This is a genomic window from Paraburkholderia sp. UCT70 (genome assembly GCF_050434085.1).
Lineage (GTDB): Bacteria > Pseudomonadota > Gammaproteobacteria > Burkholderiales > Burkholderiaceae > Paraburkholderia > Paraburkholderia tuberum.
The window spans coordinates 655,156-675,497 of the sequence record NZ_JBNPVZ010000002.1; the positions used below are offsets into that span (position 1 = coordinate 655,156).

A 20,342-nucleotide genomic window follows, 5' to 3' on the forward strand; every position below is an offset into this window, starting at 1 on the left:
CGACGCGTTGCTCGAGGCTGACGTGATCTACTGCGACGAGACGACGTTCCAGGTCCTGAAGGAAGAAGGGCGCAAGCCGCAAACGAAAAGCTATCTCTGGGCGCAAATGACCGGATCGGGAACACCCATCCGCTGTTTCGCCTATACGGCTGGTCGCGGCGCGAAGCTGGCCGACAAACTGTTCGCCGGCATTCGCAAGGGTGCGGTTCTGATGACCGACGGATACGAGCCCTACAACGGCATCGCGCAACAGTATCAGCTCGTGCACCTCGGATGCTGGGCTCATGCGAGACGGTATCTGGTCAAGGCCGAAGATAACGTGCCCAAGGCGGCCCGCTCCGCCGATCTGCTCGCCACACGCTTCATCAACCTGATCGGCAAGCTGTTCGCAGCGGAGGCGCGCAGTGAAACGTGGCCGGCTGAACGACGACAGCGATTGCGACGACGATACAGTCCACGCGTGCTGGATGTCATCGAAAAGCTGATGCTTGAACAGTTGCCCGGCGTCGTGCCGCAAAGTTTACTCGGCAAGGCGCTGACCTATCTGTATGGACAGTGGCCCAAGCTGATCCGATACGTCGAGAACGGCAACTGGCCCATATCGAACAATCCCTGCGAAAATTCCATTCGCCCGTTTGTCGTCGCACGCAAAAGCTTCCTGTTTGCCGATACAGTTGCTGGCGCACATGCGAGTGCGAATCTTTATTCGCTGGTCGAGTCAGCAAAAGCCAACGGCATCGACCCGTACTGCTACCTCACCTGGCTGTTCCAACGTCTGCCACTGGCGAAGACCGTCGACGACTACGACGCGCTGTTGCCGTGGAGGATGCCCGCCAATCTCCGCTGACCCTTCTCCCGGCCACACAATTTACGCCTCAGAGCACCTCTGAGTGGCGTCGTTCGTGGACCGCATACGTTCATGAGGCAGCGCAGCCATGATCGGTCGCGCACTTCTGAAGCGGATCAAACCCTCATGGTTGGTCTGGCAGGGGCGGGGGGGAACACACACCACGAACCGTCATCGTGTCTGAAAAAAAGAATCGCAAGCAAGCCACCTGGACGCAACGCCTCGACGCATACGCAACGTCGAGGACTCGTACCTTTGTGACTCAACCGTACGACGTGAACCGGCATCCCTGGGGTGGGTGCCAGCCATTTATCGATCAGCAAATGCAGGGACCTCTCACCGGTGTTCATTGCATTCTCCTCGGACCTCATTTACGTCGCGCAGCGGCGAGTATTTTTCGCTACCAGACCGAACGCTGAAAAAGCGCTGCCACCGGTCTTTGCCACGTCAGACGCATAGATCGCGCCGGGTTCGGCGAAATATTTCAAGGCGTTGATTTCGTTGGTATTTTCTGGAGGTCGACGCCACACTGACGTACGTAAGCCGTTCGACGCGTTCGAATTTCGGACGGTCCTGTATTTGGGGGATAGAATTTGGACAGACGCCTGCGCCGCTATGGAACGCTGATGAGCAGCGACGACTCCGGGAAGTGCTGACCGACGCGCCCCGCGCGTGCCTCGTCCTGTGCGATCTGGCGAGGTGTTCGGAACCGCTTCCTTCGTTATCGCCATCGAGCACGCCCGGTCCGACGACGGGCGATGTACGACGCATGCAAGCGGTGACCGGGCGTCAGTTCAGGCAATCGTGTTTCAGGCGCAAAAAGATGCCGGACGCAGAGCTAACCCGCTGATCGGGTGATGTACTCGTGCTCATACGGAGACAGCATGAAAGAGATAGGTACGCCAATGGACTGGTTTGCCAGTCCGGAGCGCGACACCAGCGTCATGGCTGCTTGGGAGCGTCTGATTCAAGGTGGCTACTCGCCCACGGGTGCGCTGCGTGGGATGGTTGACGAATCCTGGCACCGATGCATGGACGGCCGCGTGGATCCCGATACGGCGGGCGCTCCACCTCCGCTGGAAGAAGGGCCGCTCTTCGACTTGCGCGTCAGGAACGACCGCCTGATGCGTGTCAGCGTGCCGTTTATCCATCAGACACGCGAGTTCCTTTCGCAGACGGGGACCGTCCTGCTGCTAGCGGATCCAGATGGGATGATTCTCGAACTTGCCGGAGACACGCGCATCATGGAACCGGCCGGCGAGGTTCACTTGATCCCCGGTTGCACCTGGAACGAACTCAGTTGTGGGACCAATGCGATCGGCACCGCCCTGGTGTTGCAGCAGCCCGTGCAGATTCATGGCTCCGAGCATTTCTGTGCGCCGATCAAACGGTGGACGTGCTCGGCCACGGTAATCCGCGATCCGCTCGACGGTACGGTACTCGGCGTTCTGGATGTCTCGGGGCTTGCGCAAACCTACAGCCAGCATAGTCTGGCGTTCATCGTCTCAATGGCCGGGCGGATCGAGAGCAGCCTCGGCAAGTTCGCCATGGAGCGGCGACTGCGGCTGATGGAACGTTGCATGGCCTATTGCTCCGGGCGCACGGACGGCGTGATTGTCGTGGACGATTGCGGACGCCTCGTCAGAGCGAATCCGCAGGCGCCGGCCGCATTTGCCCGGCTTGGCATATCGGGCGCACTGGAAGGCGCTTTTCCCATCCCGGACATCGCGAGGATCGCGGTCGGCTCGATGTCGCCGCAATCGGCGGCGTGGCTGCGTCTGGCGCAAATCGAAAGGGTCTCGGAAGGCAGCGACACGCTCGGCTTCATGCTGATCGCCCCGGCCGCCGCCCGGCGCGCCGCCTTGCTGTCTGACTTGCCACTTGCCGCCGAGTCGATGGCCGCACCGGCGTTCTCCCGCATTGTCGGCACGAGCCCCGCACTGCGTGCGGCGATCCAGAAAGCGCAGCAGCTTGCGAAAGCATCGGTCCCTGTACTGCTCGTCGGCGAAACGGGCGTGGGCAAGGAATTGTTTGCGCAGGGCATCCACCAGGCGAGCGTGAGGGCCGGCGGCCCTTTCATCGCGCTGAATTGCGGCGGCATGTCCCGCGATCTGCTAACGAGCGAACTCTTTGGTTACGCGGAAGGGGCGTTTACCGGCGCACGTAAATCCGGGATGACAGGGAAAATCGAAGCTGCGAATCACGGCACGCTGTTCCTCGACGAAATCGGCGAAATGCCTCTCGACATCCAGCCACATCTGCTGCGTGTGCTGGAAGAAGGAGAGATATACCGGCTGGGCGAGAACACGGCTCGCAAGGTCGATTTCCGCCTCGTCGCTGCAACGCATCGCGATCTGCGTGCAGATGTCGCTGACGGCAAATTCCGCATGGACCTGTACTACCGGCTGGCCGTCACCAACATCTCGATCCCGCCGCTGCGCGAACGCAAGACTGACTTGCCAAGCCTGCTTGAACACTGGTTGCACGTCTTACGCGAACGTTACGGCGTGGCCGATGCCGTGTTCGACGATGCGGCCTATGACTGCCTGCTGAACTATGCATGGCCCGGCAACGTGCGTGAGCTGCGCAATGCGATCGAGGGCGCGGTGCTCATGGCGCAAGGTGGCGTGATTACCGTGAGCGATCTTCCACCCGAGGTAGGCGCCTGCGCAGCTTCTGCGGGTGCCAGACAGGCGGCATCCTCCACCGGGGCCGAGCTTACACGCCAGAAGGTGTGCTCGCTGGAAATGGCAGAAGCAGAGTCGATCCGGATGGCGATCCAGCAAAGCGAAGGCAACCTGACACAGGCGGCTGCACAGCTTGGCATAGCTAAAAGCACGCTGTATCTGAAGATCAGAAAGTACGCCCTGGCGCGGGACCTAGGAGTCACCCGGCACATCATTCGATGACGTAGAGCCTGGTTAAATGCGCCGCCGTGGTGTGAATTTCTGTGCTTTACAGGCCCGTCAGACGAGCGTTCGAATTCCGCTCTTCAAACGCCTGACCGTCGCGGAACCGGTCGTTGCGTGAACCCGTCGTCCGCCGCGGGCACATCGCCAGACATCCAGAAAAGTCAATCCAGTCAATAGCTTGCCGACAAAACCCGAGTTCGGCGGTCAGTGGCATACCCCTTGCAAATATCTCCTCCGAAGCGAGTCGCCGTGCTCGCTTCGCTTCGCATCGCGCCTCCTCGTTGAGGCGATGTTCAATCAAGCAGAGCTGGAGACACTAATGGAACAGCAACTTTCACACGTCCAGGTATTGGGCATCGATGCCGGTGGCACGATGACCGATACCTTCTTCGTGCGCTCGGATGGCCGGTTCGTTGTCGGCAAAGCCCAAAGCAATCCCGCGGACGAGTCGTTGGCGATCCTCGAGTCGTCGCATGATGCGCTGGCTCAGTGGAACCGTGAGGTCGACGACGTGTACCCCGAACTTGTTACGTGCGTCTACTCCGGCACCGCGATGCTCAATCGCGTTGTTCAGCGTAAAGGCCTGGATGTCGGCCTTATCTGCAATCGAGGTTTCGAACAGATTCACTCGATGGGGCGGGCCATTCAGAGCTATCTCGGCTACGCTCTGGAAGAACGCATCCACCTGAACACCCACCGCTACGACGAACCGCTTGTCCCGCTTGCGCGCACTCGCGGTGTCACGGAGCGTACCGATGTCCAGGGCGAAATCGTGATTCCCCTGCGTGAAGATGAAGTACGCAAGGCAACGCGGGAACTCGTGCACGCCGGATCGAAGGCAATCGTCATCTGTCTGCTCCAGTCCCACAAGAACGAAACGAGCGAGAAGCGCGCTCGCGATGTATGCCGCGATGAACTGAAGAAGATCGGCGTCGACGTGCCCGTTTTCGCCTCGGTCGACTACTACCCGTCGCGTAAGGAAAGTCATCGCACGAACACCACGATTCTCGAAGCCTATGCGGCTGAACCGTCGCGGCAAACACTCAAGAAGGTCAGCGACCGTTTCAGGAAGCACGGCGCGAAGTTCGACCTGCGCGTGATGGCCACACATGGCGGCACCATTAGCTGGAAGGCCAAGGAGCTTGCTCGTACCATCGTGTCCGGACCGATTGGTGGGGTCATCGGTTCGAAGCTGCTGGGTGAGAAGCTCGGTTACGAGAATATTGCCTGCAGCGATATCGGTGGCACGAGCTTCGACATGGCGCTGATCACCAAAGGCAACTTTGCGATTGCCTCCGACCCGGACATGGCCCGTCTCGTGCTGTCGTTGCCGCTGGTTGCGATGGATTCGGTGGGGGCGGGCGCCGGCAGCTTTGTGCGCCTCGATCCGTATAGCGGTTCCATCAAGCTCGGTCCGGACAGCGCAGGTTATCGCGTTGGCACCTGCTGGCCCGAGAGTGGGCTCGACACTGTATCGGTGTCCGACTGCCACGTTGTGCTGGGTTATCTCAATCCCCATAACTTCCTCGGTGGCGCCATCAAGCTCGACGTCGAACGCGCTCGCCAGCACATCAAGGCACAGATCGCCGATCCGCTCGGGCTGTCGGTGGAAGACGCCGCTGCGGGCGTCATCGAACTGCTCGACCTCAGCCTGCATGAGTATCTGCGTTCCAACATCAGCGCCAAGGGCTACAACCCGACCGACTTCGTGTGCTTCTCTTACGGCGGAGCCGGTCCGGTCCACACGTACGGCTATACGGAAGGTCTCGGCTTCAAGGACGTCATCGTGCCTGCGTGGGCCGCTGGATTTTCCGCATTCGGCTGCGCATGCGCCGACTTCGAGTATCGCTACGACAAGAGCGTCGATATCGCGGTTGCACCGGACGCTCCTGACGAACAGAAGGCGGCGGCCTCGACGGTCATCCAGGAAGCGTGGCGGGAGCTGGCGGACAAGGTCGTCGAAGAGTTCGTGATCAACGGCTTCAAGCCGGAGGACATCACCTTGCTGCCCGGCTACCGGATGCAGTACATGGGGCAGTTGAACGACCTGGAGATAACGGCACCGATCAGTAGCGCAACGACTGCGGAAGACTGGAGAAAGATCACCGAGGCGTTCGAGGAAACCTACTCGCGCGTCTATGCGAGCTCCGCACGCTCGCCAGAGCTTGGCTTCAGCGCGACCGGCGCGATCATGCGAGGCCTCGTCGCGACCCAGAAGCCGGTGCTGCCGGAAGATCCGGAGTCAGGTGTTGCAGCGCCCAAGTCCGCGTATCTGGGCAAGCGCCCGTTCTATCGCCACAAGAAGTGGGTCGACGCCGCCATCTGGCAGATGGAATCGCTGCTGGCCGGCAACCGTATTGTGGGACCGGCGATCATCGAGTCCGCTTCCACCACCTTCGTGGTTCCAGACGGCTTCGAGACGACACTCGACAAGCATCGCCTGTTCCACCTGAAAGAAGTCAAGTGAGGAGACGGAAATGAACATGATGACATCGAAGGAGCTGGGCAACGCAGGGTTGCTCGGCGACGGCAAGACGCTCAAGGCTTTTCGGGCCGAGATCATGACCCGCACCCGCGAGACCGGTCATTACAACGGACTCAAACGGCTCGAGTTGCGCGAGAAGGACCCGATTGGCTACGAGAAACTTTTCTCGAAGATTCGCGGCGGACTGGTGCACGCTCGCGAAACCGCGAAGAAGATTGCAGCCTCGCCGATCGTGGAACAGGAAGGCGAGCTGTGCTTTACGCTGTACAACGCGGTCGGCGACTGCGTACTGACCTCGACCGGCATCATCATTCACGTCGGCACGATGGGCGCCGCCATCAAGTACATGATCGAGAACAATTGGGAGGACAACCCGGGCATCAACCCGGGCGACATGTTCACCAATAACGACTGCTCGATCGGCAACGTTCATCCTTGCGACATTGCGACCATCGTACCGATCTTCTCGGCCGGCAAGCTGATCGGCTGGGTGGGGGGCGTGACGCACGTGATCGATACCGGTGCGGTGACGCCGGGTTCCATGTCGACGGGCCAGGTGCAGCGCTTCGGCGACGGCTATCAGATCACCTGCCGCAAGACCGGCGTGAACGATACGCCGTTGCGCGACTGGCTCCACGAGAGCCAGCGTTCGGTCCGCACGCCTAAATACTGGATCCTTGACGAGCGTACGCGGATTGCCGGTTGCCACATGATTCGAAACATGGTCGAGGAAATCGTCACGGCCGAGGGACTGGAAGCCTATGAGAAGTTCAGCTACGAGGTGATCGAAGAGGGGCGGCGCGGGTTGCAAAGCCGCATCAAGGCGATGACGCTGCCTGGCACGTACCGCAAGGTCTCCTTCGTGGACGTGCCGTATTCGCATGACGATATCCAGACGCCCTCCGCGTTTGCGAAGATCGACACCATCATGCACTCGCCGGTGGAAATGACGATCCGGCCCGATGCCACGTGGCGGCTCGACTTCGAGGGCGCGAGCCGCTGGGGCTGGCACACCTTCAATGCCCATCACGTCGCTTTTACGAGTGGCATCTGGGTGATGATGACCCAGACGCTGGTGCCAACCCAGCGCATCAACGACGGCGCTTACTTCGGCACCGAGTTTCACCTACCGAAGGGCACCTGGATGAACCCGGATGACCGCCGCACAGGCCATGCGTATGCGTGGCACTTCCTCGTGTCGGGGTGGAGCGCACTTTGGCGCGGCCTCGGACAGGCGTACTTCAGCCGCGGCTATCTGGAGGAAGTCAACGCCGGCAACGCCAATACGTCGAACTGGCTGCAAGGCGGGGGCATCAACCAGGATGGCGAGGTGCATGCGGTCAACAGCTTCGAGGCCTCCTCCTGCGGGACGGGCGCGGGCGCCATCAAGGACGGTCTCAATCACGCCGCAGCCATCTGGAATCCGGAAGGCGACATGGGTGACATCGAGATCTGGGAGATGGCCGAACCACTGCTCTATCTCGGGCGCAACGTGAAAGCCAATTCGGGCGGCTACGGCAAGTACCGCGGCGGGTGTGGCTTCGAAACCCTGCGCATGGTCTGGAAGGCGCAGGACTGGACGATGTTCTTTATGGGCAACGGTTACATGAACAGCGACTGGGGGTTCATGGGCGGGTATCCCGCGGCCACCGGCTACCGGTTTGAGGCCCACAAGACGGGCCTGAAGGAGCGGATCGCGCAATCGCTTTCGCTGCCGCTTGGGGGCGACCTGAACCCCGACGCTCCGGACTATGAGCACCACATCGACGCGACTTCGAAGGTCAAGCGCGACAAGCAGTGCATGACCACGGAAGATTGCTACGAAAACCACGACCTTTACCTCAACTACCTGCGTGGCGGTCCAGGGTTTGGCGACCCGCTCGACCGCGAGCCTGAAGCCATTGCGAAGGACCTCAATAATAGCTTCCTGCTTCCGGAGTATGCAGAGAAGGTGTATGGAGCGGTGCTGTTGCAGGATGCGGCCGGGGTGTGGACGGTCGATGCACAAAAGACGGTGAAGCGCCGTGGCGAAATCCGCAAGGAGCGGCTTGCGCGTTCCCTGCCGACGCGTGAATGGATGAAAGAGGAGCGCGAGCGCATCCTCACCAAACACGCTTCGCGGCCGGTGCGCCATATGTTCGCGACCAGCTTCGGGTTGTCGGAAAAATTCCTCAACCAGTTCCGCAAGTTCTGGGACCTGCCCGAAGACTGGAATCTGACCGAGGCAGAGCTCGACGTCCCGTCCTACGGCTCGAAGTACCGCATGGACCTGTCATTGCTGCCCGACGTGACCACGGTGGTTCAGGTCGAAGAGTAACCCGTCCCGCTAACGGCACCAGCCATTGGGCCTAGTGCCGATATTGAACAGATCCGGAATCAAGGAGCACCGAAATGTCTACTTACACGAAAGAGCAGGTCAGCAATCTGGTCGACGGCCGACTCGACTGGGATACGACCGTGCGTATGTTGTCCATGCCGAAGGACCACGAACGCTTTAGCCAGTACCTCGAGGTACTACAGGGAAAAGTTTCGTTTCCCGACAGGATCGTCTTGCCGCTCGGACCTCACCTGCATATCGTGCAAGCCGCGAAGAGCAAGCAATGGGTTGTCAAGTGCGATTGCGGTCACGAGTTCTGCGACTACCGTGAGAACTGGAAGCTGCATGCGCTTGTCCATGTGCGGGATACCGAAGAGGAAATGCTGGAGGTCTATCCGAAGCTCATGGCGCCCGATACCCAATGGCAGGTCTACCGTGAGTATTTCTGCCCGAGTTGCGGCACCATGCACGACGTCGAAGCACCGACGCCGTGGTATCCGGTGATTCATGATTTCGAGCCGAATATAGAGGCGTTCTACAAGGACTGGTTGCAGTTGCCGGTGCCCGAGCGCGCTGCCTGACGCTTGAGCGTGGCACACAGAGGGCGCGGCCGTCTCGCGCCCGGTTATCCCGCAGGGCGGTGCCATGCCACTGGTTGGCGCCCCCGCGCGACGGGCTTGTCAGGCCGCGTACTCCGAGAACAGATCTGAGAGCTCGGCGCAACCGTCGCTAGTACGGCTATGACGCGCAATGCGCGCATTTCACTGACTTCATCCGCCGCCTCCTACGCCGTCCAGTTTGATGCGCCGCAAAAAATCGCCATTCACGCCCGCGAACGGCGAGGCGCCACCGTTCGAAAATCGAACGGTGCCTTTTCAAGGTTCGTTCGGAAATCGGCCGCCCGGCGGCGGGCCGGCCTTCCTCCGGCTGCATTCTTGCATTGGCATTGTTCTTGCCGATTTCCTTGCCGGAGCCGATCACGCCTCTCATGTTGCGGCGCACTGGAAATGCAGTGCGAGCCCCACGGCACATTGAGCAGAGCCTGACTCAGGTACACGTGAACCTCGGATGGACAACAACTTACCCTCGAGACGGCCTTGCGGACCGACGTGAGTGCGCGACATTGTCGGCGGAGACCTGCGGCAGGGCATGGAGAAGGAGACAAGTTATGAGCACACCAGATGCCACTCAGATGTTCTCGAACCCGGGCGACGAAGCGGTCATCATGGCGGCCTGGGAGCGGTTCCTGAGTGGCGGGGAAGCACCGCACAGCGTTGTGCGGCACCTTGTCGACACGTCGTGGCATCGCTGCGTCGAGCGACAGGTCGATCCCCGGCTGGGCCATGCACCGCCGCCACTTGACGAGCACTTGCTGTACTCGCTGCAGCGCAATCACCGCGATCTGCTTGAGGCAAGTGCACCGGTGATGGCGCACGCACGTGATTTTCTCGCGCAGACCGAAACGGTCATGGCCCTTGCCGAGCCGGCCGGCACCATCTTGAACCTTGAAGGCGACCCGGCCGCCATTGCTTCGGCGCACGGGATTCAGTTGCTGCCCGGCGCGTCCTGGAACGAGATGATCTGTGGCACCAACGCGATCGGTACCGCCATCGAGGTCGGCCAGCCCGTGCAGATCCATTCCGCCGAACACTTTTGCGCTGGCATCAAGCGCTGGACCTGCTCGGCCAACGCGATTCGCGATCCGCGTGATGGCACGATTGTCGGCGTCATCGACGTGTCCGGGTTGTCCGAATCCTACAATCGGCACAGCCTGGCGCTGGTCGTCACGGCCGCCAGCCGGATCGAGAGCCGACTGGCGGCACGCACGATGGAGCTTCGCTATCGGTTGCTCGATCGATGCATGAGCCGCCTGGCGAGGCTCGCGTCCGACGGCGCCGTTGTGTTCGATCATGGTGGCTACCCCATCAAGGCCAATGAAAACGCCGAGGCCGCTATCGCGGCAGTCGGCGGGGATTTTTCGCTTGCCCGGCCAAGGCGCATCCTGGCGCTCGCCACCGACTCCCCGTTCGCCGGCGCAGCGCCCGTCGATCTACCTTACTGGATCCAGTCCGACTGGATCGAACCGGTGGTCGAAGACGGTAGACGTATTGGCAGCTTGCTGATCGTACCCTTCGGGCCGCGTCGCGGCGTCGCGGGTGGCGTCGGCAGCGCGTCCCGCTGCGGGGCTGATAGAGAATCGGCGGCTGGCTTCGAACGTATCCTTGGCGAAGCCCCGGCATTGCTCGAGGCCATCGGCAAGGCACGGCAGATCGCCCGCTCGCGCGCGCCCGTCGTGCTGCTCGGCGAGACAGGGGTGGGCAAGGAACTGTTTGCGAAGGGCATCCATCATGCGAGCCCGGCGAAGGACGGCCCGTTCGTTGCGCTTAACTGCGGCGGCTTGTCGCGCGAACTGCTGGCGAGCGAATTATTCGGCTACGGTGATGGAGCGTTCACCGGGGCACGGCGCGGGGGCGCGCTCGGCAAGATCGAAGCGGCTAACGGCGGAACCCTGTTTCTCGACGAGATTGGAGAAATGCCGGTGGATCTGCAGCCACATTTTCTGCGCGTACTCGAACAGGGAGAGATCTATCGGCTCGGTGAAACCGTGCCCAGGTCAGTGACTTTTCGTCTCATTGCAGCGACCAATCGCGACTTGAGAACGGAGGTCGCGGAAGGGCGCTTCCGAATGGATTTTTTCTATCGCGTCGCCGTGACCAGCATTCGCATTCCGCCGTTGCGCGACCGGCCAAGCGACATTCGCCGTCTCACCGAATACCTTGTCCGCGAGTTTGCGACGGAGCAAGGTAGGGCGATTCCTGCGATGGACGACGATGTGCTTGCGGCGTTTAGCGCTTATTCGTGGCCAGGGAACGTCAGGGAGCTTCACAACGTGGTCGAGAGCATGCTTCTCACAGCAAGCGCAGCGGTTCTGACGTCGGACGATTTGCCGCCAGAACTGCGCACGAACAATGCGTCGATCCGCTCCACATACGATGAGCTGCCTTCCTGCGACGAACGGGTAACACTGGAGGCGACAGAGCAGGGAGCGATTCGCAACGCAATATTCGTCTCGCACGGGAACTTGACGTCTGCGGCAAGGCATCTGGGTATAGCGAAGAGCACGCTGTATCAAAAGCTCAGGAAATATGGATTGGATCGCACGTTGGTTGAAGTCCGCGAGCAGGGCTGTTAGGGGGCGCGCTTACCGCCAATGGTACGGGCGAAGGTGCGCATCGCGCGCGTTTGAGCGAGGCGCGCGACTGGTGCGTAGTCCGCGCAGGACGCAGGCACAGTCAACGTGTCTCACGCCGGGACGCGGATGAAATCCTCAATGTTTGGTCGTTGGTCGCCGGCAAACTGCGTAGTTAAACGCCGGTTCATGCGGCGAATGGCTCGCCGAACAATCTGTCGAGAGGCTTGTGCGTGCCGGAAGATACGCGCCCATGCCGTTCAGTGCTGCCAAGGGCAAAAAGCCACCACATTACGCTCTAGTTGTAACCCGCGCAGGGGCAATAGTACGCATTCGCGACCGGACAAGGTGATTCGTCGATCATCGAAGGCCGTGGAGTGAGCAACGCCGGCTGAACGACTCCATCGAACTATTGCATCGACCGGTTGAATCCGCCCTTGGAAGCTGTCGGTGACGCAGCGCTGTGTCGAACGGCTCAAACGGGTCGTAAGTACTCGTTCGCGGATTTGAGAGTCGCCGCTCCGGAGCCGCCTCGGGCGAACGGCCGGTTAGCGCTGTGTAGCCGCCCGATGAGGGTCGTTAGCTGAGCGTCTGCAATGGCCGACGACTTGTCGTCATGCCGAAAGCGTTGACACCTTGGAAGCAGCCGCAAACCTCTCGTGAGTACCACAGGATGTTGAGGGTCGCGAGGCGCCTGATAGATTGATATCCCTTTGTCCGGTCTAAGTTTCAGGCGCTTAGCGGTTGTTGTTTGAACGGCTGTGCGTCAGCTCGCCGACCAAGTGTGGATTCCGTTCGACGCTCGAGCGACGCCTTGCGCTTTTCTTCAGCGGTCGCGATGAAGTCGGACAGTTCGCGCTCCATGGCTGAATCTTTGGCACCCGGTTTCCACGTAGCGGCACTGTGCCGCCTACGCGTGGTTCTAGCCAGCGCGAGTGCTGACATCGCGGCCTTCGCACACTCATATTGGACCTGACCGCAAAGGTCTATCGGCTCGCCGAATTCCCGAAATGCCTCCAAGTACTCTCGGGCAGCGTGCACAGTAGCCGGGTATTCACGCAACTCGGAGATAACTCGGCGGCTCAGGACGTGCCACTGCAGCCTGTCCGGATAGGCAAAAGCAGGGATGGACACGCCCTTGCTGGCTTCGCGGCTGATAGGGCCGACCGGCTCCGCTGCCGCCCAAACAGCCTTATGCATCATTGTCCGACAGCTTCGAGCGTAGCTTTCCAGCGATAACGCCAGCTCCAATGCAGTGTCGCGTCGCTGACGCCTGCGCTCCCGGGCATCTCGCGCCGAAATCCACGCTAGCGTCACGACAGAGCCGACTGCTGCCGACGCTAGTGCCAAAGTTATCGGAGCGTTCCAGCTAAGTCGCTGGAGAGATTCAAGCCATTCCTGCCGCATAGGGCGCGCCTCGGAGAAAGAGGTGCACAGAGTATACGCAATCGTTTGCGGGAGTATTCAGCGCAAAAAATGCAGTGTGCATTTTCGCCACAAACGGTTCGATCGGGCGACCCCATCTTGACAGATCAGACCGAACCCTGGTAATCGTCCGCCCAGCATCATCGGAGGGGCCGCCCAAATTTGGCGCTGCTTTACTTCTTTAAGCGGACGGGGCGTCGGCGTTGGTCCGAACGGTGGCAGCGGGTCCGCCTGTTGCCGCTCATGGGAAGTGCCGTTCGATTGATGGATGATCGACAAGGTTCGGCCAACGACGGACGATGGCCTACGGTTTCACGCGGACGTTCGGATGCCGGCTCCGCCCAGACAACGGACCTTCGCGCGCGCGATCATGTCAGTCGCGTCGTCGGCCATTGCCGACGGTGGCGACATCGGGCAGCCGGGCGGCAGCTTCCTGCATCAGCGAACCCACACTTCCGGTAGAGTCGAGATGTGGCGCGGTAGCGGTAGGTTCGGTTTGTCTGTTGCCGCCCCTTTCGTTTGGCGGTGCCCGAGTAACCTCGCCTTAGCCCCGTTTCCACACCCCGCTCATCGAACCGGACATGCAGATCTCCCGCATCCGGCTCTCGGACAAGACATCACGCCTTCGTACACGGCACGTTACACCCAAGGCCCCGTCAGGCGCACGAGACCGAAGTGCTTGTAGAGATGCGGGCGTGGATAGCCCCCGTGCCTGCTTCGCCTGACTTTGTACTTGTTGCGTAACCACCGGCGCAACCGCGTCGCGGTGTAGCTGTCGAGCGCCCGATATGCGCGTCTGTCCGTGCCTACGTTGAAGTAGTTCGCCCAGCCGCGTAACGTGCGGTTCAACTTGCCCACCAGTTCCGTGGTTTCTTGCCACACCGTCCTGAGAGCAGTCATCGCATGGATCTTTTCGACCATGCGACGGATACTCTTCTTCGACGGGCGCATGCCCATACGGGCCTGGCCTGTCGTCGCCGAGTACAGCCGCCCAAAGGTGTAACCCAGGAAGTCGAATTCGCCTTCCGGCACCTGGCAGATTCGTGTCTTCTCCTCATTGACCGTCAACTTCAGCTTGCCCATGATCGCGCGCAGTCGCGACAAGGCTTCCTCAGCCTTACCCCGCTTGCACAGGATGCATATTCCACGCAAATCGAGCGGCCATTCTGCGGCAAAGCGAGCAAGCATTCCACGCGAAACCGAGCAGGCATTCCACAACAAAGCGAGCGCTGCGGACATGGCGACGCGGGGTGAGTTTTTTTACTCCTTCCCGCCTTCGGCGGTCAAACTATTTCGGCGCTTGCGCATCGATTCGCCTGAGAGCGTGAAGCGATGCGCGTTGTGAACCAGCCGGTCGAGAATTGCATCAGCGAGCGTCGGATCTCCGATGGCAGCATGCCAGCTGTCGACTGGAATCTGGCTGGTGACGATCACCGAGCGCCGGCCGTGCCGGTCGTCGAGCACCTCCAGCAGATCGCGCCGCGCCGCATCTGACAGCGGTGCCATGGCCAGGTCATCCATGACGAGGATGTCGGTCTTGGCCAACTGTGCCAGCAGCTTTGCGTAGCCCCCACTGCCGTGCGCGATGGCCATCTCCTCGTTGAACTTCGGCATGCGCAGATAGCAGGCCGAGAAGCCCTGGCGACACGCCTGGTTGACCAGCGCGCATGCAAGCCAGCTTTTACCGAGCCCGGTTGGTGCGACCAGAATGATGTTCTGGTGCGCCCGTACCCATTCGCCAGTGAGCACCCGGGCGAGCAGCGCACGATCCAGTCCACGGGGCTCGCGGTAGTTGATGTCTTCGGGCACCGCGTCCGGGAAACGCAGCTTCGCGCGGCGTAGCCGCGCCGTGAGCAGGCGCGACTGACGTTCGCTTGCTTCCCGTTCGACGAGCAGCCCCAGGCGCTCCTCGAAGCCGAGCTGGTCGATGCTGCTCTGGGATTGCTGGTCGGCCAGCGCGGCGGCCATGCCGAACAGGCGCAACTCGTGCAGCCGCTCGACAGTTGGATGATGCAGCATGTCATGATCTCCTTTCAGTGGTAGTAAGACGGTCCACGCACGTTGGCATGCGCGAGCGGCAATTCGGTCTGGGCGGCGGCCGTGTCGGCCCTGTTCTCCAGACCGTTCTTCAGCGTCGAGGCGATGAACCGATAGCTCGGCGCTTTAAGATCAATGGCACGCTGGCAGGCGGCTTCCAGTCGCGCATGGCCATAGTCCTTGCCCATGCGCAGCACGCCCAGACAGGCGCGGTAAGCCTGCTGTGGATGCTGGCGACCGCCAAGCAGGTGTTCGATGACTGCGGCGGTGTGCGGGCCGATCTCCATGGCCCAGTTGATCAGCCGCTGCGGATTCCACTCGGTGGTCGCTGCCCGATGATTCGCCGGCATGTGGGCGGCGATCGTGGTGTGATGGCCGCGGCGCTCGCTCTTCGCGTGCGCGGCAATGCGCTGACCGCGCAGGAAGATCTCGACGGTCGTCTTCGTGTGGCGCACCTCCACCTGCTCGCGGGCGTGGCTGTATGAGACGGAGTAAAAGTGTTCGTCGAGCTCGACATGGTAATCAATGCCGACGCGAGCAACCTTCCACTGCGCATACTGGTAGGGTCTGTCTGGCAGCGGACGAAGTGCCGGACGATCAAGTTCCTCGAAGGCGCTGCGGCGGCAACCGGGCAGTTTCTTGAACGGCCTGTTGTTCAGTTCAACGAGGAGTGCCGCGATCGCGCGGTTGGCTTCGTCGAGGCTGAACAGCCGCTGGTTGCGCAGCCGTGCCAGAATCCAGCGCTGCGCCAGGAGCACCGACTGCTCGACCTTCGCTTTATCACGGGGCCGACGTTTGCGGGCTGGGATGATCGCCACGGAATAATGCGCGGCCATCTCTCCATAGGTCCGGTTCAGAACCGGATCGTAGAAGTCGGCTTTGTGCACGCCGGACCTCAGGTTGTCGGGGACCAGGATCTCGGGACAACCGCCAATGAAGTTCAAGGCGCGCACATGCGAGCCAATCCAGTCCTCAAGCTGCTGGGTCCAGGTGACTTCGGCGTAGGTGTAGTTTGATGCGCCGAGCGTCGCGACGAATACCTCTGCTTCACGGATCTCGCCGGTGTGCGGATCGACGATGCCCAACCTGTTACCCGAATAGTCGATGAACAGCTTCTCCCCGGGCGTGTGCGTCTGGCGAAGCGTGACCGGCAACGCTGCCGCCCATCGCTCGTAATACTTGCAGAACCAGCTGTAGCCGTAGCCTTCGGGCTCCTGCGCTTTGTACTCGTTCCATAGCAGGTCAAGCGTCACGCCTTTCCTGCCGAGCTCACGATGTACCATCGGCCAATTGGGCATCGGCCGTGTCCGGCTTGACGACGGCGGCGGCGGGAATAGCAGCGCATCCAACGCTGTCTCCTCCATCGTCATCGCCTTCTCGAAGTCCAGTTGTGCGCGCCGTACGCGATCCAGATAGTCCCAGACCGTCGCGCTCGATGCGCCTATCGTCGTCGCGATCTCACGCTGGCTACGCTGGCACACAAAGCGCAGGCGTAGCACTTCCTTGATTTGACGCATGGATAACCTTTTATTCGACATTCGCTCGCTCGACAAAATCGTCAAGCGTGCCATGGTTATCCCGCGTTGCCGTCCCTCCAGCTTACCGCTCGGTTACGCGTGGAAATCGCGCTCGGGCAGTCGCGGAATCCCTGCTCGATTTGCCGTGGAATCGACGCTCGGCTTGCTGTGGAATCCGTGCTCGGTTCGCCGTGGAATTGGTGTTCGGTTTGGCGTGGAATACGCACACAGGATCACGAGATCGTCCGCGTAGGTCACGATTCGACTGCCAGGACTTCGCTCAAGCCCGAGTTTCTTCCATGCCAGCACAAACCGGCGCATGTACACATTTGCCAGCAGTGGTGAGATGGGTGAACCCTGGGGAATGCCGCGCCTGCTGTCCCTGGCCTCCGTCGTACGTTTCTTCCGGCCTCGGTCATCGGTTTCTTCAACGGGCATTCCAGCCACATCCTGATCAGATGCAGCACGCGCCGATCGACGATGCGTCGCGCGAGCGACAACATCAATTCGGCGTGGGGAATACTTCCGAAGTAGTCCGCAAGGTCGGCGTCAACAACGTCCGTACGACCGCGAAACAGCAGTTCCTCCACCTCGACTACCGCTCGCTGGGCATTGCGGCCCGGCCGGTAGGCGTACTGCTCGGGTGGAAGGTCGGCTTCGAAGATCGGTTCGAGCACCAGCATCGCTGCTGTCATGCACACCCGGTCCCGCAGGGTCGAGATGCCCAGTGGCCTCAGCTTGCCATTGGCCTTCGGGATAAATACTCTTCTGATAGGGTCCGGCCGGTAATTCTCCTGCCTGAGCGCAAGCGCCAGTTCGCCGAGCCACCGCTGCACCCCATACGCTTCGACCGCCGCGAAGTCCTGCCGATCGACACCCGGCGCGCCCCTGTTCGAGCGACACTGGGCGTACGCATGCGCCAGCACATCCTCGCGATAGATCTTGTCGTACAGCGCGTAGAAGCGATACCCGGCTTCTGCCTTCGCTTTCGCGTGTAACGCCATCTGCAGCTTCTGAACACGAATCGGAGTTGATAGGTTGCCCAATCTCCACGTCCTCACTACGTATTGCGTCTGTCTTGAACTGAGGCCCCTTCCCTCCACCGGCATTACCCGGCTTCAGCGGTACTACGGGCCTCTCCGTCATCCCAAGGCGCCCGGCCTGTCCCTCACGGGCGTCCGGTTGGTCATCCCTGACCACGCCGAGGGACTTCCCGTGTTGCGTACGCTTTCCTTGTGTACATGCTGTCGCCACTACCCCGGCGCAGCGACTGGGCGTCCAGCCTGCTCATTCGCCCAGCCGTATCAGCCTTCCCCGATAGGGTTGTCGGGTCGGCCTGCGCATCGACCTTTTCGAGGTTTGCTCGGCGTTCACTCGCGTTACGGCCTGCACACTCGCGCTGTCACCAATTTGTGACACGCATCGCCGAAGGCTTCAGCCATTTCGTTACCTCCATAGCTGCTCCGAATTAGAAAGGACTTCCCCCATCCCGTGGCGTAGCGATATGCCACGATGGTTGGTGCTGGCAACCCATCTGAGAAGGGGAAAGTCATGGAGAAGATTACTCGTATCGGCGTCGACCTCGCCAAGAACCTGATCGTGGTACATGGAGTCGGACTCAATGGAGCGCGTGGCGGTCAGGAAGGCGATCCCAAGGCAGAAGTTTCTCGAATGGTTCGCCAGTCTCGAGCCCTGCCTGGTGGCCATGGAAGCCTGCAGCGCGGCCCACTACTGGGGCCGAAAGCTGCGCGCGCTCGGCCACGAAGTCCGCCTGATCGCCCCACAGTTCGCCGCGGCGTACCGCAAAGGTGGAAAGCACGTGAAGAACGACCGGCTGGACGCGGAAGCCATCTGTGAAGCGGCGAGTCGCCCCCATATGGGCGGCGACAATGACTACGTCCGGTCGTGTTGCCTCACGAAGGAATGTTACTCGGCGGATTGTTGTCGTTTTCGCTTTCTTTTTTTTCTTCTTTCGTGGTTTGCCGGGCGCGGAGCGCGCGGCCCCCGGCGACTTTCAACTTTTGCGCAACTTACACTTCGGCTGGCGCATCAGCGGACTTTCGCAGGCCGCCCAGAATAAGTTCTTTTACGCGCTCTGCGCGCCACGCCTTGACCCGACGCTGTAGCGTTCTTAGTTGTGCCTGACTTGCGTACGCTTCTGGAAACATCGCGGCCAACCGATCCATCAATACGTTGGCCGGCACCGAGGGCTCTGCAATCAGCCATCCTTCGATTAGCGGCCACGCGTCGGCGAACGGATCCACCCGACTTCTCCACCAGTGCTTTGCCTTGGGTTGTTTTCGGTGCGTTGGACGTGCCTCACCTTCCTTCCATGCGGAAGAAAGGCCTGCGAGGAAGACGGCGACGTCTGAGTCGCCCGCCGGCGCGGCTTCAGCACGCACGCCGTGGGCCGCGAACTCGCTCAATGTTTGCTGTGCCGTTCGCATCTCCTGCAGCAGCCGCACAGGATCAAGGCCTTTGAACTGTGCCTTCAGCTTTTCCTTGATAGCGGGTTCAACGCTGTCGTGTGCCAGAAGCCGATCGCACGGCGTCGCCGGCGCTAGATAGACCTTGTGTACGCGCGCACCGTCACGCGTCTTGGACTTCAGCTTGAACGAAGGCTGGAAGAAGTTAATGTATAGCCGTGATGACGCGTACAGCTGCGCCAGCGCGTTCCTGGCATCGACACCGCTCAGCCGGCCATAACCGACCAGCCGCCGCACGACGGCGCCGTTCTTCTGCTCCACCCAGGCCTGATCGTTCTTCTTGTAGGCCCTCGAGCGCGTCTGCACAAGACCGCGGCCCTTGCAGTAGTCGAGGACGCTTTGGTTCATGAACGCACTGTCATTATCCGAGTCCACTCCAAGCATCGCGAATGGCAGATCGGCAGCCGCTTTCTCAAATCCTTCAATCACCAACATCTGGTTGCGTACCCGCATGGCCACACATTCTGTCCAGCCGCTGGCGATATCAGTCAGCGTGAGGGTGTGGACGAACTCACCGTCTATCTTCGAACCGCCGCAGTGTTCGACCATGTCGATCTCGAAGAAGCCCGGTGGTGGATCGCGCCAGTCGGCGAAGGTACGCACTGGAATGCTGCGCCGGATGGCCGAGCCCACCCCCGTGCGCCGTTTGCGCTGCCCATCAATGTGCGCACGCGCATTGGCCAGCATGCGAACGATGGTCGCCGCGCTGACCTGAAGGAGTTTGGCCTTGACGACCGGATCCAGGTCGAGATGACCATGCCGCTCCATGGCATCAACCAGCTTCGGGATCAACGCCTTCAGTCGCTTGCCGCAAACCCTGTCGGCTGCTTCCCAGAGCACCGTCAGCGCCTGGCGTACCGCTTCGTCGTATAGCCGGTTGCGCTCGCGTGTCCCCTTTGCCGCGCCGGGTTCTTCCCGTAGCAGCCGAATGGCGTGCTTGCGGTGATACCCGGTCAGAGCCACGAACTCATCGAGAATCCTGATCCGGTCACCGAACGTCGCGCTGCCATACCGCAATTGCAATGCTGCCACCAACTCCTTGCGTGTCGTCATGCTGATTTGCCTCGTCACCTCGTGCCGCTCCCGCCGGACAATCCGACGGGTAGCAAACTACGTGAGGCAACAG

13 protein-coding genes and 2 pseudogenes are annotated in these 20,342 nt (G+C 61.0%); 7 read left to right on the forward strand and 8 right to left on the reverse strand.

The annotated features are described in order from the left end of the window. Window position 1: 1 nt before the first annotated feature. Window positions 2-847: pseudogene (gene tnpC, locus OKW41_RS05280) on the forward strand (IS66 family transposase); the annotation flags it as partial. Window positions 848-963: 116 nt separating this feature from the next. Here tnpC and OKW41_RS05285 read toward each other — a convergent pair. Then, complete coding sequence (locus OKW41_RS05285; protein WP_429571774.1) at window positions 964-1,197, reverse strand: hypothetical protein; 234 nt, start codon at window positions 1,195-1,197, stop codon at window positions 964-966. A gap of 534 nt (window positions 1,198-1,731) precedes the next feature. On the opposite strand from OKW41_RS05285, the gene OKW41_RS05290 reads away from it, so the two are divergent. From OKW41_RS05290 to OKW41_RS05310, 5 genes are all read left to right on the forward strand, one after another. After that, window positions 1,732-3,756: a sigma-54-dependent Fis family transcriptional regulator gene (locus OKW41_RS05290; protein ID WP_429571775.1), complete on the forward strand. Its 2,025-nt coding sequence runs from the start codon at window positions 1,732-1,734 to the stop codon at window positions 3,754-3,756. Between the two features lie 322 nt (window positions 3,757-4,078). After that, window positions 4,079-6,226 (forward strand): hydantoinase/oxoprolinase family protein, encoded by a 2,148-nt coding sequence (locus tag OKW41_RS05295; RefSeq protein WP_429445212.1) that lies wholly within the window; start codon window positions 4,079-4,081, stop codon window positions 6,224-6,226. Between the two features lie 10 nt (window positions 6,227-6,236). Next, complete coding sequence (locus OKW41_RS05300) at window positions 6,237-8,561, forward strand: hydantoinase B/oxoprolinase family protein (RefSeq protein WP_429571776.1); 2,325 nt, start codon at window positions 6,237-6,239, stop codon at window positions 8,559-8,561. Window positions 8,562-8,635: 74 nt separating this feature from the next. After that, entirely contained in the window at window positions 8,636-9,142 is a 507-nt protein-coding gene (locus OKW41_RS05305; RefSeq protein WP_429445216.1) for an acetone carboxylase subunit gamma, read from the forward strand. Between the two features lie 587 nt (window positions 9,143-9,729). Beyond that, window positions 9,730-11,754 carry a sigma-54-dependent Fis family transcriptional regulator gene (locus OKW41_RS05310; RefSeq protein ID WP_429571777.1) on the forward strand — a complete coding sequence of 675 codons (2,025 nt, stop codon included), beginning with the start codon at window positions 9,730-9,732 and terminating at the stop codon, window positions 11,752-11,754. Between the two features lie 726 nt (window positions 11,755-12,480). On the opposite strand, the gene OKW41_RS05315 is transcribed toward OKW41_RS05310, so the two are convergent. From OKW41_RS05315 to OKW41_RS05340, 6 genes are all read right to left on the reverse strand, one after another. Beyond that, on the reverse strand, window positions 12,481-12,615 hold the full coding sequence (locus OKW41_RS05315) for a hypothetical protein (protein ID WP_429445220.1): 135 nt from the start codon (window positions 12,613-12,615) through the stop codon (window positions 12,481-12,483). Between the two features lie 1,200 nt (window positions 12,616-13,815). Beyond that, on the reverse strand, window positions 13,816-14,415 hold the full coding sequence (locus tag OKW41_RS05320) for a group II intron maturase-specific domain-containing protein (RefSeq protein WP_429571778.1): 600 nt from the start codon (window positions 14,413-14,415) through the stop codon (window positions 13,816-13,818). Window positions 14,416-14,436: 21 nt separating this feature from the next. Further along, entirely contained in the window at window positions 14,437-15,195 is a 759-nt protein-coding gene (istB, locus tag OKW41_RS05325) for an IS21-like element helper ATPase IstB (protein WP_429571338.1), read from the reverse strand. A gap of 14 nt (window positions 15,196-15,209) precedes the next feature. Beyond that, a complete protein-coding gene (gene istA, locus OKW41_RS05330) occupies window positions 15,210-16,751 on the reverse strand; it encodes an IS21 family transposase (RefSeq protein WP_429571339.1) in 1,542 nt (513 codons plus the stop codon). A 72-nt stretch (window positions 16,752-16,823) separates the two neighbouring features. After that, entirely contained in the window at window positions 16,824-17,096 is a 273-nt protein-coding gene (locus OKW41_RS05335; RefSeq protein ID WP_429573351.1) for a reverse transcriptase domain-containing protein, read from the reverse strand. Further along, window positions 16,985-17,734 (reverse strand): reverse transcriptase domain-containing protein, encoded by a 750-nt coding sequence (locus OKW41_RS05340; RefSeq protein WP_429573352.1) that lies wholly within the window; start codon window positions 17,732-17,734, stop codon window positions 16,985-16,987. The genes OKW41_RS05335 and OKW41_RS05340 overlap by 112 nt, the downstream gene beginning before the upstream one ends. A 547-nt stretch (window positions 17,735-18,281) precedes the next feature. On the opposite strand from OKW41_RS05340, the pseudogene OKW41_RS05345 reads away from it, so the two are divergent. Further along, a pseudogene (locus tag OKW41_RS05345) lies at window positions 18,282-18,609 on the forward strand (IS110 family transposase); the annotation flags it as partial. 151 nt (window positions 18,610-18,760) lie between these two features. Here OKW41_RS05345 and OKW41_RS05350 read toward each other — a convergent pair. Next, window positions 18,761-20,269, reverse strand: coding sequence for an integrase catalytic domain-containing protein (locus OKW41_RS05350; RefSeq protein WP_429571779.1), 1,509 nt, complete (start codon window positions 20,267-20,269; stop codon window positions 18,761-18,763). Window positions 20,270-20,342: the final 73 nt, after the last annotated feature.

Bases quoted from the DNA above. Each gene is read 5' to 3' on its own strand.
- OKW41_RS05310 (WP_429571777.1), top strand. From the start codon at position 9,730: ATGAGCACACCAGATGCCACTCAGATGTTCTCGAACCCGGGCGACGAA.
- OKW41_RS05315 (WP_429445220.1), bottom strand. From the start codon at position 12,615: ATGGAGCGCGAACTGTCCGACTTCATCGCGACCGCTGAAGAAAAGCGC.
- OKW41_RS05300 (WP_429571776.1), top strand. From the start codon at position 6,237: ATGAACATGATGACATCGAAGGAGCTGGGCAACGCAGGGTTGCTCGGC.
- OKW41_RS05305 (WP_429445216.1), top strand. From the start codon at position 8,636: ATGTCTACTTACACGAAAGAGCAGGTCAGCAATCTGGTCGACGGCCGA.
- istA (WP_429571339.1), bottom strand. From the start codon at position 16,751: ATGTCGAATAAAAGGTTATCCATGCGTCAAATCAAGGAAGTGCTACGC.
- istB (WP_429571338.1), bottom strand. From the start codon at position 15,195: ATGCTGCATCATCCAACTGTCGAGCGGCTGCACGAGTTGCGCCTGTTC.
- OKW41_RS05295 (WP_429445212.1), top strand. From the start codon at position 4,079: ATGGAACAGCAACTTTCACACGTCCAGGTATTGGGCATCGATGCCGGT.
- OKW41_RS05340 (WP_429573352.1), bottom strand. From the start codon at position 17,734: ATGGCGTTACACGCGAAAGCGAAGGCAGAAGCCGGGTATCGCTTCTAC.
- OKW41_RS05290 (WP_429571775.1), top strand. From the start codon at position 1,732: ATGAAAGAGATAGGTACGCCAATGGACTGGTTTGCCAGTCCGGAGCGC.
- OKW41_RS05285 (WP_429571774.1), bottom strand. From the start codon at position 1,197: ATGAACACCGGTGAGAGGTCCCTGCATTTGCTGATCGATAAATGGCTG.
- OKW41_RS05350 (WP_429571779.1), bottom strand. From the start codon at position 20,269: ATGACGACACGCAAGGAGTTGGTGGCAGCATTGCAATTGCGGTATGGC.
- OKW41_RS05320 (WP_429571778.1), bottom strand. From the start codon at position 14,415: ATGTCCGCAGCGCTCGCTTTGTTGTGGAATGCCTGCTCGGTTTCGCGT.